The organism is Paraburkholderia lacunae (assembly GCF_003353175.1).
GTDB lineage: Bacteria > Pseudomonadota > Gammaproteobacteria > Burkholderiales > Burkholderiaceae > Paraburkholderia > Paraburkholderia lacunae.
Map to the genome: position 1 here is coordinate 265,015 of NZ_QHKS01000010.1, position 16,300 is coordinate 281,314.

Here is a 16,300-nt window from a genome sequence, read left to right on the forward strand (position 1 = left end):
AGCAAACTTCGGGCCTTGCGCCACACCCGCCTGCAAACCCGCTTACGGATGGCGGATGTAGTCGACCAGCGCCCGCGTATAAGCATCCGGTTTCCGGTCGATCAAACTCACGCCGATCGCCACCAGAAACCCGGCCGGCACGCCAAACACGCCCGAGCTGATCGGCTCGATTCCAAACCACCGCGCGCCCGCGAAGCCCGTCATCTGGGTCAAGAACGGATACGTCGACACGATGTAGTAAATGCACACCACCAGCCCCGCCACCATCCCCGCTACTGCGCCAAGGCGTGTGGTGCGCTTCCAGAACACGCCCAGCACCAGCACGGGAAACAGACTCGACGCTGCCAGCGAAAACGCCGCGCCCACCAGAAACAGAATATTCCCGGTATTCAGCGACGCCACATAGGACGCGAACAGCGCCACCCCCAGCAGCAGAATCTTCGAGATCGTCACGCGACGCTGGCTCGATGCCGACGGATCGACCATGTGATAGTAGACGTCGTGCGATAACGCATTGGCGATCGTCAGCAGCAGACCATCCGCGGTCGAAAGCGCCGCGGCCAGCGCGCCCGCCGCGATCAGCCCGGACATCACATACGGCAGCCCCGCGATCTCCGGCGCGGCCAGCACCACCATGTCAGGCTGCATCTGGATCTCGCTCCAGCGCACAATGCCGTCGCCGTTCGTATCGGCAAGGCTGATCAGACTCGGCTCGACCTTGCTCCATTGCGTCAGCCATTGCGGCAAATCGGCGAAGTGATGACCGACCAGATTGCTGAGCATCTCGTACTTGATCAGCACGGCGAGCACCGGCACCGTCAGATAAAACAGCGCCACGAAGAACAGCGTCCAGCCGACCGAGCGCCTCGCGGAAGCCACCGAGGTCGTCGTGTTGTAGCGCGTGAGGATATGCGGCAGACTCGCCGTGCCGAGCGACAGACATAACAGCAGCGACAGAAAATTGCGCTCATGGGTGCGCCGGTCCTCATCGCTCGTGGCGGGAAACGGTTCATGCATCGGCACCGGTGCGGCGGCACGCATCAACATCTCGTCGCGGCGCTGGGTCCAGACGATCTGCGCGGCGGCGGCATCGCGAGGAAACTGTTCGAGCGCCCGCTCACGCTCCTTGATCTCGCGCAGCGGACCGTTGTGGCGCCGCAAGTCCGCCACTTCCTGGGTGAGCCGCTGCTTCTCGTCGACGAACGACTGCGGCAACGTATCGAGGCGCGTCTGCATCAACGCTGCGCGCCGCCGGTAGTCGTCGCGTACGGTTTGCTCGAGAGGCGCGTCGCGCACGTGCTTCTCCAATCCCTCCACGCGCTCCATCAGACGGCCGTAGTTGAACTGCGGCACCCAGCCGAGGCCGTCCTTATGCGCGATCATCGACACCGGAATCAGAATCGCCGCGATCAGGATGATGTATTGCGCGACCTGGGTCCAGGTCACAGCCCGCATACCGCCCAGAAACGAGCACACCAGAATGCCAGCCAGTCCGCAGAAAATGCCGACGGCGAAATCGACGCCGATAAAACGCGTAGCTATCAGGCCGACGCCCTGAATCTGCGCGACCAGATAGACGAACGAGCACAAGATCGCCGCCAACGCCGCGAGCCCACGCACGGCGTTGCTCGAAAACCGGGTGCCGAGAAAATCGGGAATCGTGTAGCGCGCGAGCTTGCGCACGTAAGGCGCAAGCAGAAACGCGACGAGGCAGTAGCCGCCGGTCCAGCCCATCACGTACGCGAGACCGTCATATCCCGTCGCATAGATCGACCCGGCGAGGCCGATGAAGGAGGCCGCGGACAGCCAGTCGGCGGCGGTCGCCATACCGTTGAAGGCGGACGGCACGCGCCGCCCCGCGACGTAGTATTCGACCAGATCGGAGGTGCGCGACAGCAAGCCGATCACCGCATACACCGCGATCGGTACGAACAGGAACACATAGCCGATCCATACACCGGGACCCGTGGTGCGCTCGATGCGCCACATCACATAGATGAATAGCAGGAAGCCGAGCGTATAGAGCGCGTACGAGCGGATCAGCCGATGCGTGAGCTTCATCGGCTCAGCTTCCGCGCGCGGTGGAATCGGCGCCGGCGTCGGTATCGAGAGCGCGTTGCAACTGTCGGTCGGCGCGCTGCATCAGCACGATATAGACGACGATCAACGCCACATACACGAGAATCGCCCCTTGCGCGCCGAAGTAGAACGGCATTCTGAAGCCGCCGATGCGCACCTGCGCCAACGCCGGCGCCACTAGCGGCACGACGAACGACACGACGAAGCCCAAGGTCATCAACGTCACGATCAGCGCGATATTGAAGCGCCAGTACTTCTGATGCGCGCGCGCCATCGCTGCCGAAACCGCTGGCGGTTCGGGCGCTGGATTGAGCGTAGCGTGAGAGGAGTGATGCGGCGCGGCCATGCGCCTATGTATCAAAAAGCCACCGGGCAGGCAATCGGGATTGTCCGCGCGGTGGCTTCAATGAACGGGTCGGAGGCGCGATACTGGCAGTCGATCGAGGGCGCATGATTGCTTGCGCCCTTGCCGCACTATCCAGGCCACTCGGGCTCAGAGCGACTCGCCCAATTGGTCGAGAATCGCCGGGTTCTCCAGCGTCGACACATCCTGCGTAATGGCCTCGCCCTTCGCGAGCGAACGCAACAGGCGGCGCATGATCTTGCCCGAACGCGTCTTCGGCAGGTTCTCGCCGAAGCGGATGTCTTTCGGCTTGGCGATCGGACCGATCTCCTTGCCGACCCACGCGCGCAATTCGTTCGCGAGCTTCACCGCTTCCTCGCCTTCCGGACGCGCGCGCTTGAGCACGACGAATGCGCACACGGCTTCGCCGGTCGTATCGTCAGGGCGTCCGACGACGGCGGCCTCGGCGACGATCGGGTTCGACACCAGCGCCGACTCGATCTCCATCGTGCCGAGGCGGTGGCCGGACACGTTGAGCACGTCGTCGATACGACCCATGATCGTGAAGTAGCCGGTTTCCTTGTCGCGCACCGCACCGTCGCCGGCGAGATAGAGCTTGCCGCCGAGTTCTTCGGGGAAGTAGCTCTTCCTGTAGCGCTCCGGATCGCCCCACACGTTCCGCAGCATCGACGGCCACGGCCGCTTCACCACCAGAATGCCGCCCTGCCCGTTCGGCACGTCCTGACCGGTTTCATCGACGACCGCCGCCATGATGCCCGGCAGCGGCAGCGTGCACGAACCCGGCACGAGCGGCGTGGCGCCCGGCAGCGGCGTGATCATGTGGCCGCCCGTTTCGGTTTGCCACCACGTATCGACGATCGGGCAACGGCTGCCGCCGACGTTCTCGTAATACCAGACCCACGCTTCAGGATTGATCGGCTCGCCGACCGTGCCGATCACGCGCAACGAAGACAGGTCGTAGCTCTTCGGATGTACCTTCGCGTCAGCTTCGGCGTATTTGATCAGCGAGCGGATCGCCGTCGGCGCCGTATAGAACAGCGAGACCTTGTGCTTTGCGATCATCTCCCAGAAGCGGCCGGCGTTCGGATAGGTCGGCACGCCTTCGAACACGACCTGGGTGCCGCCAAGCGTCAACGGTCCGTACCCGATGTAGCTATGCCCGGTGATCCAGCCGATGTCGGCGGTACACCAGAACACATCCGTGGGCTTCCAGTCGAAGGTCCACTTCATGGTCTGCGCGGCCCACAGCAGAAGGCCGCCGGTGCTGTGCTGCACGCCCTTCGGCTTGCCGGTCGAACCCGACGTATAGAGGATGAAGAGCGGATGCTCGGCGCCGACCCACTCGGGCTCGCATTGATCCGACTCGGCCTGCGTGACTTCATGCATCCACAGGTCGCGGCCTTCGTACCAGGCGATCTTGCCGCCGGTGCGCTGATAGACGATCACGCTCCGGACCGCTTCGCAGCCGCCCATGGCGATGGCTTCGTCGGCGATGCTCTTCAGCGGCAGCGCTTTGCCGCCGCGCATCTGTTCGTCGGAGGTGACGAGCGCGACCGCGCCTACGTCCACCAGCCGCTCGTTCAGCGACTTCGACGAGAACCCGCCGAACACGACCGAATGCGTCGCGCCGATACGCGCACACGCCTGCATCGCGACGATGCCTTCCATCGACATCGGCATGTAGATCACGACACGGTCACCCTTCTTCACGCCGCGCGTCTTCAGCGCGTTCGCAAAGCACGACACGCGTTGCAGCAGATCTTTATAGGTGACGTTGGTAACGGTGCCGTCGTCGGCTTCGAAGATCACCGCGACGCGCTCGCCGTTGCCGGCTTCGACGTGACGGTCGATGCTGTTGTACGAAGCGTTCAGTTGGCCGTCTTCGAACCACGTATAGAACGGCGCGTTCGATTCGTCGAGCACCTTTGTGAAGGGCTTGTGCCAGCTGAGCGTCTCGCGGGCGAGGCGCCCCCAGAAACCTTCGTAATCGCGTTCCGCTTCGGCGGCAAGCGCCCGGTACGCATCCATGCCGGAAATCGTCGCACCGGCCGCTGCTTCAGCGGAGGGCGGGAAAACGCGGCGTTCCTGAAGAACCGATTCAATCGCAGACATCGACAACCCCTTGGTGAAGATGAAACGTAAAACCTGTGCCGGCGCGCCAGTGACGCACCGTGTCATGGTGACGCCGCAATGTGCGGCGCCTTGTCTCCAACCCTCGTGCCCGGGCCGCATAGGCCGCAGCACAGCAAGCCATCCGCTTGAACAGGCGATCCATGCGGCGGTGCAGCATGGATGCGCGTTCAATGAAATGCCCGCTCTCGCAGCAAAGATAAGCGTCGCAACTTACCGGCCACTTACGCGAGCGGCATCGAGTTGCCGGCGAAAACCCCAATGCGGTCAAGCTCTTCGACGTTCACGCAATTCATGTCCCGCATGCTACGCGCCACTTTCCATTCATGCGTTCGGCCCGGCGCATGGCAACGCGCGGCATCATCACGTTTGCTGCCGCGCCGCCCGCGCCGGCATTCACGCTGGTGAACGCGCCCTTTTACAATGCTAACTGAACTAGCCGTCCGGATTCCAGCTTGAATCGCGCTGTCCTGCCTGTGGCCGCGGCGATTGACGGCATCGTCCGCCCGCCCATCCTGCCCGTGCCGTCGCGGCAAATTCAGGAGGCGCTGTACAATAGCGCGCCTGGCGCGAGTTTTCCGGCCCGCCCGGGCCGTTCAGCGGGCCGTCCGCGCGTCGTCCGTGTGCTTTGCCGCGTGCCCGATCCGGCCGTTGAGCCCGAGCGCAAAGCCGGCGCGTTTAGTCCGCGTATTTAATCCGCATTCCATCACCTGCGCCTCATCCGACTCTAGCCCATGTCCGCCACGCGACCCGACTTTGCCCGTCAGCGCCGTCCGATGCGCCCGCTGCCCGTCATCATCTTCATGAGCCGCTGGCTGCAGGTGCCGCTCTATCTGGGCCTGATCGTCGCCCAGGCTGTATACGTAGTGCTGTTCCTCAAAGAAGTCTGGCATCTCGTCTCGGCTTCAATGACACTCGACGAAACCAACACCATGCTGGTCGTGCTCGGCCTGATCGACGTGGTGATGATCTCGAACCTGCTGATCATGGTGATCATCGGCGGGTACGAAACCTTCGTGTCGCGCCTCGGCGTGGAGGGTCATCCGGACGAACCGGAATGGCTCGACCACGTGAACGCCGGCGTGCTGAAAGTGAAACTGTCGATGGCGCTGATCAGCATCTCGTCGATCCATCTGCTGAAAACCTTCATCAGCCCGGACCAGAATTCGACGCATACCATCATGTGGCAGGTGATCATTCACGTCGCGTTCCTCGTCTCGGCACTGGTCATGGCGCTGGTCGACCGCCTCACCACGCACACGCACCCCAAACATTTTCAGGAACCCACGGCATTGCATGTCGTGAGTTCAACCAGTTCACACGATTCCACTCCCCTGAAGGCGCACGACTGACCGCATAGCCCGCGACCAGAAAACAAGCGCCAATTGTCCCCACTGAGCTAGCCATGACCGTCATCAAACAGGAAGATCTGATTCAGAGCATTGCTGATTCGCTTCAGTACATCAGCTACTACCACCCGCTCGATTACATCCAGGCCCTGGGCCGCGCGTACGAACTCGAACAGAGCCCGGCCGCGAAGGACGCAATCGCGCAGATCCTCACCAACAGCCGCATGTGCGCCGAAGGCAAGCGGCCGATCTGCCAGGACACCGGCATCGTCACGGTGTTCGTGAAGGTCGGTATGGACGTGCGTTGGGACGGTGCGACGATGGGCGTCACCGACATGATCAACGAAGGCGTGCGCCGCGGTTATCTGAACCCGGACAACGTGCTGCGCGCATCGATCGTGAGCCCGCCTGAAGGCGCTCGCAAGAATACGAAAGACAACACGCCGGCCGTGATCCACTACGAGATCGTGCCGGGCGACAAGGTCGACGTGCAGGTCGCAGCCAAGGGCGGCGGCTCGGAGAACAAGTCGAAGTTTGCGATGCTGAACCCGTCGGACTCGATCGTCGACTGGATCCTGAAGACCGTGCCGACCATGGGCGCCGGTTGGTGCCCGCCGGGCATGCTCGGCATCGGCATTGGCGGCACTGCTGAGAAAGCGATGGTGATGGCCAAGGAATCGCTGATGGATCCGATCGACATCCAGGACGTGATCGCACGCGGTCCGAAAGACTGGATCGAAGAATTGCGCGTCGAACTGCACGAGAAGGTCAACGCGCTGGGTATCGGCGCACAAGGTCTCGGCGGTCTCGCAACGGTGCTCGACGTGAAGATCATGGCCGCGCCGACGCACGCCGCGAGCAAACCGATCGCGATCATCCCGAACTGCGCCGCCACGCGGCACGCGCACTTCACGCTGGACGGCTCGGGCGTCGCCAGGCTCGAAGCGCCGTCGCTCGACGCATGGCCGAAGGTGCAGTGGGAACCGAACACGGAAACCAGCAAGCGCGTCGACCTGAACACGCTGACGCCGGAAGAAGTCGCCGGCTGGAAGCCGGGCCAGACGCTGCTGCTCTCGGGCAAGATGTTGACGGGCCGCGACGCCGCGCATAAGCGCATCGCCGACATGCTGGCCAAGGGCGAAAAGCTGCCGGTCGACTTCACGAACCGCGTGATCTACTACGTCGGCCCGGTCGATCCGGTGCGCGACGAAGCAGTCGGCCCGGCCGGCCCGACCACCGCCACGCGGATGGACAAGTTCACCGAGACGATGTTGTCGCAAACCGGTCTCATTTCGATGATCGGCAAGGCCGAGCGCGGCCCGGTCGCGATCGAGGCGATCAAGAAGCACAAGGCCGCGTATCTGATGGCCGTGGGCGGCGCCGCCTACCTCGTGTCGAAAGCGATTCGCAGCGCGAAGGTTCTCGCGTTCGAAGACCTCGGCATGGAAGCGATCTACGAGTTCGACGTGCAGGACATGCCCGTCACGGTTGCGGTCGATTCGAACGGCACGTCCGTGCACCAGACCGGCCCGAAGGAATGGCAAGCAAAGATCGGTAAGATTCCGGTCGCGACGGTTTGATGCGCTGCTAACGCCTGTCACGTTTGTCGAGAAGCCGGGGCCGCAGTCCCCGGTTTTTTCGCGACTGAGGCAAACGCAGCGCGTGAGGCTGGAAACAATGTCAAAAGATGCATACGTTTCCTTGGCTTTTTCAGGTCCGGCGTTTATTGTTGTTGAAAATTCAAAGCCCCCAACAAGGAATCATCATGCAAGGCGACAAGAAAGTTATCGAGTATCTGAACGCTCAGTTGAAGAACGAGCTGACCGCCATCAATCAGTACTTCCTGCATGCGCGGATGTATAAGCACTGGGGCCTCGAAAAACTCGGCAAGCATGAATACGACGAATCGATCGGCGAAATGAAGCACGCCGACTGGCTGATCGAACGCATTTTCATGCTCGACGGCCTGCCAAACCTGCAAGACCTGCACAAGCTGCTGATCGGCGAGGAAACCAAGGAAATTCTCGAATGCGATCTGAAGCTCGAACAGATTTCGCAAGGCACCTGCAAAGAGGCGATTGTGTATTGCGAATCGGTTCGCGATTTCATCTCGCGTGAAATCTTCGTCAAGATTCTCGACGACACCGAAGAGCACATCGACTGGCTCGAAACGCAACTCGACCTGATCGACAAGGTCGGCATTCAGAACTACCAGCAATCGGCAATGGGTTCGTCCGAATCCTGATCGAACCAGGCTGGAAAGCCCGCTCGCGTGCCCATGTCCGCGCTCATCCACCAGACCATGTGTCAGGCTGTGCGCCGCGCGGGCGATATACTGACGCGCTTTCCTGCGCATTTTCCCGCGCGTCTCACTATTTTCGCGACTTTTCCCTGACCGCTGTGCCGCGAGCATCCTCTTCGCCTATGCCTACAGAATCGCCTTCTTCGGCTGCAACGCTTGCCGGTGCCGGCTTGCGCGCACCCGTCGGTATTTTCGATTCGGGTCTCGGCGGATTGTCGGTGCTGCGTGCGGTTCGCGCGCAACTGCCTGACGAAGCGATGCTGTATGTCGCCGACTCACTGTACGCGCCCTACGGCGAACGCGACGACGACTTCATCGCTGACCGCACCCTCGCGATCGGCGAATGGCTAGTCAAGCAAGGCGCGAAAGTGCTGGTGGTCGCGTGCAATACGGCGACCGCGCAGTCGATCGCACTGGTCCGCGAAAAGCTGCCGATTCCGCTCGTGGGCGTGGAGCCCGGCGTCAAACCGGCCGCGCTGCAATCGAAAACGCGCGTCGCTGGTGTGCTGGCCACGCAAGTCACCTTGCGCAGCGCCCGCTTTCAGGCTCTGCTCGAACGCTACGCCGAGGATTGCCGCTTTCTGTGCCAGCCGGGCCACGGGCTAGTACAGGCGGTGGAACGCTGCGACGTGAATTCGGCCGAATTGCGTGCGCTGCTGCGCAGCTATCTGCAGCCCATGCTGGATGCCGGCGCCGATACGCTGGTGCTCGGCTGTACCCACTACCCTTTTCTCGATGCGGCGATCCGCGACATTGTCGGCGACCGGTTGACGCTGATCGATACGAGCATCGCGATTGCGCGCCAGCTGGAGCGGGTACTCGACCAGCACGGCCTGCGCGCCGCTCCGCAAAACGGCAGTACTCTGCCCCGTTTTTATTCGACGGGCGACGGCGCGCACCAGCAACAGCTCGCCGCCACCCTGCTGCATATTGACGCGGCGGTCGAACGGGTGCTGATCCCGTCTCGTCGTACAGCAGCGCCGGATTCCCAGCCGGCCTGACTGACGTCCGCCTGGAGCCCAGCCTGGCACCGCGCCCGGTGGCTTTCTTCCCGCGCCCCCCTTCGCGGCCGTTCGCGCCCCGTCGCCTCCATAGACGAAACCCTTCTAACAGTCTGGTTTTGTTACAAAAATTCCCGCAGGACGCTTGCCAAACGCCCCAAACAAAATGATAATAATTCGCATTAACGTTAGCTATGACGCTCTACCATGATTGTCTGTGTCTGCAAGTCTGTTTCTGACCGAAAGATCCGTGCCTCGATCGCGGAAGGCGTCGATTCGTTCGACGAGCTCCAGTTCGAACTGGGCGTCGCCTCCTGCTGCGGCAAGTGCGCGGACTCCGTGCGCGACGTCATGATGCAAAGCGGCGTCTGCGCGAGCCGCTGCGGCTTCGAGCATCACCCGCAAGCCATGCCGCTGACGTTTTACGAACGCAAGGCGGCCTGAAGCCACGTCCACTGCGCGGCCCATGCCGCGCCAGAAGCGCTCATTGCTCGCTTATCGCACCGCTTCGCCGACTCACCCTGCTTCACGCGCTGCTTCACGCGCTGCTTTGCGCGCTGCTTTGCGCGCCGCTTCACGCGTTATCCCACTGCCGTCAGCAAGCCAGTACCCGTACCAGCCAGCTACCCGCCTCCCCCGTTAAAAGGAGCTTGAGATGGAATTGCTGATCGGTTTCGTGACTACTTTGTGCATTTCGCTGCTGATCTTCCGAACATGACGCTGTCTTGTCTGACGTGCAGTATCGACGGCGCGCCGCCACGCTAACATGCAGGCTTCGCATACCGTCTCAGCCGGCGCCGCGCCGGCCGCTTCCGTCCGAATGAATTCCCACGCCTTGACCGTGACTGCCGCGGTGGTCGCGATTCACGTCGCGCTGCTGGCCATCGCGCTCACCCTGCGCAACGAACCCGTCGTACGACCAGTCGAGTCGCGCACCATGGTGGCCGAGTTGCTGAGCCCCGCACCGGTCGCGGCACCCGTCGCGCTGCAGTCGATCGCGCCGCCGCCGAAGCCGACGCCGCAGGTTCACACCAATCCGAAACTCCAGCCGAAGCCCACGCCAACGCCCAAACCGGCGCCTACGCCGCTGCCGCAGGCCGCCGCGCCGTCGCCGACGCCGGTCGCTGCGCCCGATCCGGCTCCGCCCGCACCCGCAGCGCCGGCGGCACCCGCCGCTCAGGCCGCGCCCGCGATCGGCCGTCAGACGATGGAGATCACCGCGCCGAAGAACGTCTCGCACCTCGACTGCAATATCGCCAAGCCGGAATACCCGTCGCTGGCGAGGCGGCGCGGCGAAACCGGCACCGCGTATGTGAAGTTCGTGGTGGGCCTGACCGGCAAGCTCGAAAACATCGAACTGAAGAAGAGCAGCGGCTTCAGCCGTCTTGACGACGCCGCGCTCGCCGCCGTGCACGCGAGCGCCTGCAAACCCTATCTCGAGAATGGCCAGCCGATTCGGGCCGCTTACACCCAGCCTTACGACTTCAATCTGAACGATTGAGGCAGATTTCAAAGAAAAAGGAATTGCAATGCAAAACTACGGATTGGCGCACGTGTGGGCGCAAGGGGATTTCGTGACGCGCGGTATCGCGCTCGCGCTACTGATCATGTCCGTGATGTCTTGGAGCGTGATCGTCATCAAGGGCTGGAACGTGATGCGGCTGAAGCGTCTCACGAAGAATGCCGAGCAGGCGTTCTGGCATTCGGACGATCTCGCCGACGGCGTGAAAAAGCTCGGCGCGGAATCGTCGACGCCGCAGGACAACCCGTTCCTCGCGCTGGCGCTGTCGGGCCAGGAAGCGGCCGACCACCATCATCAGACGCAACCGCATCTGCATGACCGCATGGATGTGTCGGACTGGGTCACGCGCTGCCTGAAAGACACGATGGACGAAAGCGTGGCACGCATGCAGAGCGGCCTCGCGATTCTCGCGTCGATCGGCAGCACGGCGCCGTTCGTCGGGCTGTTCGGCACGGTGTGGGGCATTTATCACGCGCTGCTGGCGATCGGCGCGAGCGGCCAGTCGTCGATCGATCAGGTGGCCGGCCCGGTCGGCGAAGCGCTGATCATGACCGCGTTCGGCCTGTTCGTCGCGATTCCGGCTGTGCTCGGCTACAACGCATTGACGCGCGCCAACAAGGCGATCGTCGCCAAGCTCAGCCGTTTTGCACACGGCCTGCACGCGTTCTTCGTGACGGGCGCCCGTCTGTCGTCGTCCAGGCGCGGCGACGGTCTGCGCCTCGCCGCGCGCGCAAACTGATTAGCGAGGCACTCCGATGGCAATGAGCCCCTTCGCCGGCGACGAGGACGACGGCCTGATGAACGAAATCAACATGACGCCGCTCGTCGACGTCATGTTGGTTCTCCTGATCGTCTTCATGGTGACGATTCCGGTGATCCGTCACGCAGTCAAGATCGATCTGCCGCATGCAAGCAGCCAGAAGGAAGACACCAAGCCCGCGCAGATCTCGGTTTCGATCGACGCGGACGGCAATGTGCTGTGGGACCAGCAAAAGGTCGACGAAGCAACGCTGCACGCAAAGATCGCCCAGGCCGCGCAAGCGAACCCGCAGCCGGAATTGCATCTGGATGCGGACCGCAAGGTCGCGTATGAGAAAGTGGCCGAGGTGATGTCGGCGGCACAGGCCGGCGGCCTGACCAAGATCGGCTTCGTTACCCAGCCCAAGGCCAAATGAGGCCCGATAAACGCGAGGTAAAACGCTGTTAAGCAGCGCCTGCCGAAGAACAGAAATGCCCTTGTTTCAATGACTCAAAGTAAAAGGCCCTCATCGTCAGATGAAGGCCTTTTTTTGTGCGCACTCGGCGCCTTCGGGCGGCGGGTTCACTTGCCATCGGAATGATAGCCGGAGCCATCGCATGCGACAGCCGTGGTCGACACGGACAGCGCTGTCAGCCCTATCAGGCCGGCTATTATAGCGGCCATGAGTTTCCGCATAAGAGACTCCTTAGCGAAGGGATTTCAATATATCCCTGCAAGGGCGCGCATTCAAGTGAGCAGCCATTGAAAGTACTCATGACAAACGGCGCTTAAATGCTAAAAGCGATGCCGTGCCGCGCAACAAGTGCTATGACACGACGGCCAGAACCTGCTGCGCGCCGGTCTTCTTTGCCTCGCTCGTCGGACATTCGCCAGCGATGTGTTTGCCGTCGTCCGGGTCCAGCATCTCCACCAGATAGTCGACGAACGCGCGCACCGCCGGCACCATCCCCTGCCGCGACACGAACACGGCATACAACTGCGGCGTCGGCAAGGTCCAGCCCGGCATGACCGGCGACAACTGCCCCGCGCGCAGCGCGGCGCCGTACATCATTTCCGGCAGCGCCGCTATGCCGACGCCGGCCAGCACCGCTTCGCGTATGGTCATCAGATCGGCGGTCACCAGACGCGGCTCGTGTTCGTGAGCATGACGCGTGCCGTCAGGCGCGATCAGGTTGAATACGTGGCGGCCGTCGCCGGTCGGCACATCGAGTGTTTCGAAACGGCTCAGGTCGGCGGGCAACAGCGGCGGCGCATTCTGCTGCAACAGGCTCGGAGCACCGACCAGCATCTGCTGCGTTCGCCACAGCGGCCGCACGACGATGTTGGCGTTGTCCGGCGGATCGGAGCGCACGCGCAACGCGACGTCGATCGAATCTTCGAACAGATCGACCACGCGGTTCGTCACGCGCAGCACGACGCGCACTTCCGGGTAGCGATGCATGAATTCCGGCAGGATCTGCGACAGGATGGTCTGCGAAATGGTCACCGGCACGCTCACGCGCACCGTGCCGCGCGGCGACGAACGCAACTGCTGCACCACGTTAACAGCGGCCTGCGCCTCGCCGAGCATCGCCTGACAATGCTGATAGAACAGCTGCCCGGCTTCGGTCAGCGCCAGCTTGCGGGTGGAGCGCTGCAGCAAACGCACGCCCAGCGACGCTTCCAGTTCAGTCAGCCGGCGCGAGAGCCGCGACTTCGAGATGCCCAGCACGCGCTCGGCAGCGGAAAAACCACCATGTTCGACGACCTGCGAGAAGTACATCAGGTCATTCAGATTGTGTGAATCGATCTTCATCTCATCGTTCCAGTAATAGAACAATCCATTGCGTGACGGTGGCTGGTACCTCGAAAAACGGTCCCTATAATAGCTCCATGTTTCAAAAATGACGCTATTCCCCATTTTTTAAGGTGACTTTGATGAGCACGACCCGCACGATCGAACGCACGTATCCCGCCGTTCGCACGACTGAAGGTGGCGGCTTTATCGTCCACCGGCCGTTTCCGACCCGCAATCTGATGGATTTCGACCCGTTCCTGCTGCTCGACGAAATGGGCCCGATCGACTACGCGCCCGGCGAGGCCATAGGCGCGCCGGACCATCCGCACCGTGGCTTCGAAACGGTCACGTACGCGCTCGAGGGTCAGTTCGGCCATAAGGATTCAGCAGGCCATTCGGGTACGCTGCATGCCGGCGACGTGCAATGGATGACCGCGGGCGCCGGCGTCGTGCACAGCGAAATGCCGGATCCGGCGTTTGTCCGCACCGGCGGGCGTGTGCACGGCTTACAGCTGTGGGTGAATCTGCCGCGCCGCGACAAAATGATCGCGCCCCGCTACCAGGAGATACCGTCGTCGAGCATTCCGGTGGCGACTTCCGCGGACGGCAAGGTGCGTGTCAAGGTGATCGCCGGCGAGGCGCTCGGCGTCAAGGCGGCAATCGAAACGCGTACGCCGATCCTGTATCAGCATTTCTCGCTGCAGCCGGGCGCGACGATTACGCAGCAGGTGCCGGCGGATTATCGTGTGTTCGCCTACGGCCTGTCGGGCAAGGGCTTCTACGGCGAAGGCGAAGCGCGCCAGGAGATCGACGCGCGGGAGATGGTCGTATTTCAGAACGACGGCGACAGTGTCACGCTCACAGCCGGCGCTGAGCCGCTCGAAGTGCTGCTGCTCGGCGGCGTACCGCTGAAGGAGCCGGTGGTACGTTACGGCCCGTTTGTGATGAACACCGAAGATGAAATCCGCCAGGCCGTCACCGACTACCAGGCCGGACGCATGGGCCGTATCACACACTGATCGTGAATTGATCGGGCGCCGCGCGCGCGTGGCCGCACGCGGCAACGGCGCGGCGCGCTCCTGGCGTCGCGTCAAACCGCGCGCCGCACCCCGTGACGCGGACACCGCTGAATTCGTTCACAATAGCGATTCATGCCGCGCGCCGCGCCGTTTAGCCCGCTGTGTAGCCGAACGGGCGCCGGCGCGCGGCGGTTTTCGTCCCTGTTCAGGAGCGCGCATGGCAGAGTCCACCGTCACCGCCCACATCGGCGCGACAAATTTCCAGGTTCTTTTCGACGACGGCAAGCATACGTGGCTCGCCGACGAACCCGAGTCGCTGGGTGGTGGTGATCGCGGGCCGGCGCCCATCGCGCTATTGCTGTCGAGCCTCGGCGCCTGCACGTCGATCACGCTGAAGATGTATGCGCAACGCAAGAGCTGGCCGCTCGCTGGCGTGCGCGTGGCGCTATCGATGGAAACCGGCGACGCCGGCTCGACCATCGACCGCCGAATCGTACTGGAGGGCGATCTGTCCGACGAGCAGCGGGAACGGCTTTTACAAATTGCCAATGCGTGTCCGGTTCACAAGATCCTGACGCATTCGATCACGATCCGCACGGGGCTCGCCGTCGCATAATGTCGCGCAACGTCGCGCGAGGCGCGGCGATATACGCAAGACCCCGCTGAACAGGGCAGAACGTAATGCAACGCTTTCATAGGAAGCTGTCGTCTTGAATTTCGAACACCTTATCCAGATCAACGATCCGTTGAATCCGTTAGTCGACGCGATGACCCGCGAGCAGTTATGGGAGGGTCTTGTGCTGCGCGCCGAGCAGCCGCAACTGTTTGTGATCGGACTCGACAGTTGCACCATCCTTTCTCGCGAAGGCAACATCCTCGAGCGGGAGCTGCACTACGGCCAGGCCACCGTGCACGACCGCGTCACGCTGCAAGAACGCCAAAGCGTGCGCTACGACATTCTGCCGACCGCGGACCATGTCGGCGGCTCGCTGACCATGACCATTGAGCAGCCCGATGAACTGCAGTTGTTCCTGCGCTTCGAATATGCGACAACCCTGCCCGTCTCCGACGACCAGGATGCCGTGCAGACGCAGGAAATCGTCAAATCGGCGTATCGCGAGAACGATATCGATACCGTCCGGCTGATTCGCCAGTACGTTCAAACGAAGCAGGAACCCGGTTCGTTGCATTGAATCTCCGCGTGCGGGCGCGCTGCCCGCACGCGCCGGTCAGGCTGCCACGTCGAACGCGCGCCCTTATCCGTGTCCCTCGTCTCTGTTCGCCCTGCCCCACCCAATCAGCTATCGAAAGTCGATTCCGATCAATTTCTCTTTCTTGTAAATGGGAATGGTTATCATTTAGAATTAGTCCATCGAATCGACCAACAGCAAAAACGAATGACCGATCTCACGCGCTCTTCCACGCTCAGCCTGCGCCGCCCGGCGGCCGCACTGACCAGCCGTCCGAAACCGTCGACGGCTACGGCCGTCGCCACGAAGCCCGCCGCGAACCGTGTCAGCAGTTCAGGCGAGACATCGGATCGAGTCGTGCGCAGCGACGCACTGCTGCAAGGACATAGCCACGTCAGCATCATCCATAACGGCGAGACCTACCAGTTGCGCGCCACGCGTCTGGGCAAGCTGATCCTGACGAAGTAACGAACAGAGGTAACTACCGGGTATTGTGGGGACCACCTCCTCGAGAGGTGTTGGGCATTAGCCAGCCACGACGGCTTGCACGTGAGAACTAGACCCCTTCGTGCAGACACCAAGCCAGCCGTCGCAGCCAGCCAGGCCGCTTTTTTGGTTCTCATTTTGGTTTGTCTGGGTTGTCATCCAATGCGGATGCACGAAACGCCGTGTGTCGCAGATCAAGTGACCCGTCCTGACATAGGTTGACACCTACGCACCGCTGTTCGCGGTTAGAAACGCCCGATGAACTTCATCGGGCGTTCTGTATTTTAAAGAATGATGCGGTCGTTCCTGGTTGTAGATCTG

Annotated in this window: 16 protein-coding genes; 12 read left to right on the forward strand and 4 right to left on the reverse strand. The window is 62.3% G+C overall.

Going from position 1 to position 16,300, the window contains the following annotated elements; genetic code table 11:
* Window positions 1-42: 42 nt before the first annotated feature.
* From DLM46_RS17720 to acs, 3 genes are all read right to left on the reverse strand, one after another.
* Window positions 43-2,061, reverse strand: coding sequence for a sodium:solute symporter family protein (locus tag DLM46_RS17720; RefSeq protein WP_115102025.1), 2,019 nt, complete (start codon window positions 2,059-2,061; stop codon window positions 43-45).
* Window positions 2,062-2,065: 4 nt separating this feature from the next.
* A complete protein-coding gene (locus DLM46_RS17725) occupies window positions 2,066-2,425 on the reverse strand; it encodes a DUF4212 domain-containing protein (protein ID WP_115102026.1) in 360 nt (119 codons plus the stop codon).
* 147 nt (window positions 2,426-2,572) lie between these two features.
* Window positions 2,573-4,555 carry an acetate--CoA ligase gene (gene acs / locus DLM46_RS17730; protein ID WP_115102027.1) on the reverse strand — a complete coding sequence of 661 codons (1,983 nt, stop codon included), beginning with the start codon at window positions 4,553-4,555 and terminating at the stop codon, window positions 2,573-2,575.
* A gap of 794 nt (window positions 4,556-5,349) precedes the next feature.
* Between acs and DLM46_RS17740 the strand changes: the two genes are divergently transcribed.
* From DLM46_RS17740 to DLM46_RS17775, 8 genes are all read left to right on the forward strand, one after another.
* Window positions 5,350-5,925 carry a TIGR00645 family protein gene (locus DLM46_RS17740; protein ID WP_244306277.1) on the forward strand — a complete coding sequence of 192 codons (576 nt, stop codon included), beginning with the start codon at window positions 5,350-5,352 and terminating at the stop codon, window positions 5,923-5,925.
* Between the two features lie 53 nt (window positions 5,926-5,978).
* Entirely contained in the window at window positions 5,979-7,502 is a 1,524-nt protein-coding gene (locus DLM46_RS17745) for a fumarate hydratase (RefSeq protein WP_083085112.1), read from the forward strand.
* A 185-nt stretch (window positions 7,503-7,687) separates the two neighbouring features.
* On the forward strand, window positions 7,688-8,167 hold the full coding sequence (bfr, locus tag DLM46_RS17750; RefSeq protein ID WP_115102030.1) for a bacterioferritin: 480 nt from the start codon (window positions 7,688-7,690) through the stop codon (window positions 8,165-8,167).
* Window positions 8,168-8,346: 179 nt separating this feature from the next.
* A complete protein-coding gene (murI, locus tag DLM46_RS17755) occupies window positions 8,347-9,225 on the forward strand; it encodes a glutamate racemase (protein ID WP_115102031.1) in 879 nt (292 codons plus the stop codon).
* Window positions 9,226-9,432: 207 nt separating this feature from the next.
* The gene (locus tag DLM46_RS17760) at window positions 9,433-9,669 is read left to right on the forward strand and encodes a (2Fe-2S)-binding protein (protein ID WP_063495347.1); all 237 of its coding nucleotides are present in this window, start codon (window positions 9,433-9,435) and stop codon (window positions 9,667-9,669) included.
* A 322-nt stretch (window positions 9,670-9,991) separates the two neighbouring features.
* Window positions 9,992-10,726: an energy transducer TonB gene (locus DLM46_RS17765; protein WP_115102032.1), complete on the forward strand. Its 735-nt coding sequence runs from the start codon at window positions 9,992-9,994 to the stop codon at window positions 10,724-10,726.
* 28 nt (window positions 10,727-10,754) lie between these two features.
* Complete coding sequence (locus DLM46_RS17770) at window positions 10,755-11,486, forward strand: MotA/TolQ/ExbB proton channel family protein (RefSeq protein ID WP_115102033.1); 732 nt, start codon at window positions 10,755-10,757, stop codon at window positions 11,484-11,486.
* 16 nt (window positions 11,487-11,502) lie between these two features.
* A complete protein-coding gene (locus DLM46_RS17775) occupies window positions 11,503-11,922 on the forward strand; it encodes an ExbD/TolR family protein (RefSeq protein WP_115102034.1) in 420 nt (139 codons plus the stop codon).
* A gap of 390 nt (window positions 11,923-12,312) precedes the next feature.
* Here DLM46_RS17775 and DLM46_RS17780 read toward each other — a convergent pair whose 3' ends face one another.
* Window positions 12,313-13,302: a LysR family transcriptional regulator gene (locus tag DLM46_RS17780; protein WP_115102098.1), complete on the reverse strand. Its 990-nt coding sequence runs from the start codon at window positions 13,300-13,302 to the stop codon at window positions 12,313-12,315.
* A 122-nt stretch (window positions 13,303-13,424) separates the two neighbouring features.
* Between DLM46_RS17780 and DLM46_RS17785 the strand changes: the two genes are divergently transcribed.
* The 4 genes from DLM46_RS17785 (at window position 13,425) to hemP (ending at window position 15,961) form a co-directional block, all read left to right on the forward strand.
* The gene (locus tag DLM46_RS17785) at window positions 13,425-14,303 is read left to right on the forward strand and encodes a pirin family protein (protein WP_115102035.1); all 879 of its coding nucleotides are present in this window, start codon (window positions 13,425-13,427) and stop codon (window positions 14,301-14,303) included.
* Window positions 14,304-14,520: 217 nt separating this feature from the next.
* The gene (locus DLM46_RS17790; RefSeq protein ID WP_115102100.1) at window positions 14,521-14,919 is read left to right on the forward strand and encodes an OsmC family protein; all 399 of its coding nucleotides are present in this window, start codon (window positions 14,521-14,523) and stop codon (window positions 14,917-14,919) included.
* Window positions 14,920-15,013: 94 nt separating this feature from the next.
* Window positions 15,014-15,496, forward strand: coding sequence for an SRPBCC family protein (locus DLM46_RS17795; RefSeq protein ID WP_115102036.1), 483 nt, complete (start codon window positions 15,014-15,016; stop codon window positions 15,494-15,496).
* A 204-nt stretch (window positions 15,497-15,700) separates the two neighbouring features.
* Complete coding sequence (gene hemP / locus DLM46_RS17800; RefSeq protein ID WP_115102037.1) at window positions 15,701-15,961, forward strand: hemin uptake protein HemP; 261 nt, start codon at window positions 15,701-15,703, stop codon at window positions 15,959-15,961.
* Window positions 15,962-16,300 lie beyond the last annotated feature (339 nt).

Coding starts and splice junctions, on each gene's coding strand:
- DLM46_RS17720 (WP_115102025.1), bottom strand. CDS start 2,061: ATGAAGCTCACGCATCGGCTGATCCGCTCGTACGCGCTCTATACGCTC.
- DLM46_RS17725 (WP_115102026.1), bottom strand. CDS start 2,425: ATGGCCGCGCCGCATCACTCCTCTCACGCTACGCTCAATCCAGCGCCC.
- acs (WP_115102027.1), bottom strand. CDS start 4,555: ATGTCTGCGATTGAATCGGTTCTTCAGGAACGCCGCGTTTTCCCGCCC.
- DLM46_RS17740 (WP_244306277.1), top strand. CDS start 5,350: ATGCGCCCGCTGCCCGTCATCATCTTCATGAGCCGCTGGCTGCAGGTG.
- DLM46_RS17745 (WP_083085112.1), top strand. CDS start 5,979: ATGACCGTCATCAAACAGGAAGATCTGATTCAGAGCATTGCTGATTCG.
- bfr (WP_115102030.1), top strand. CDS start 7,688: ATGCAAGGCGACAAGAAAGTTATCGAGTATCTGAACGCTCAGTTGAAG.
- murI (WP_115102031.1), top strand. CDS start 8,347: ATGCCTACAGAATCGCCTTCTTCGGCTGCAACGCTTGCCGGTGCCGGC.
- DLM46_RS17760 (WP_063495347.1), top strand. CDS start 9,433: ATGATTGTCTGTGTCTGCAAGTCTGTTTCTGACCGAAAGATCCGTGCC.
- DLM46_RS17765 (WP_115102032.1), top strand. CDS start 9,992: ATGCAGGCTTCGCATACCGTCTCAGCCGGCGCCGCGCCGGCCGCTTCC.
- DLM46_RS17770 (WP_115102033.1), top strand. CDS start 10,755: ATGCAAAACTACGGATTGGCGCACGTGTGGGCGCAAGGGGATTTCGTG.
- DLM46_RS17775 (WP_115102034.1), top strand. CDS start 11,503: ATGGCAATGAGCCCCTTCGCCGGCGACGAGGACGACGGCCTGATGAAC.
- DLM46_RS17780 (WP_115102098.1), bottom strand. CDS start 13,302: ATGAAGATCGATTCACACAATCTGAATGACCTGATGTACTTCTCGCAG.
- DLM46_RS17785 (WP_115102035.1), top strand. CDS start 13,425: ATGAGCACGACCCGCACGATCGAACGCACGTATCCCGCCGTTCGCACG.
- DLM46_RS17790 (WP_115102100.1), top strand. CDS start 14,521: ATGGCAGAGTCCACCGTCACCGCCCACATCGGCGCGACAAATTTCCAG.
- hemP (WP_115102037.1), top strand. CDS start 15,701: ATGACCGATCTCACGCGCTCTTCCACGCTCAGCCTGCGCCGCCCGGCG.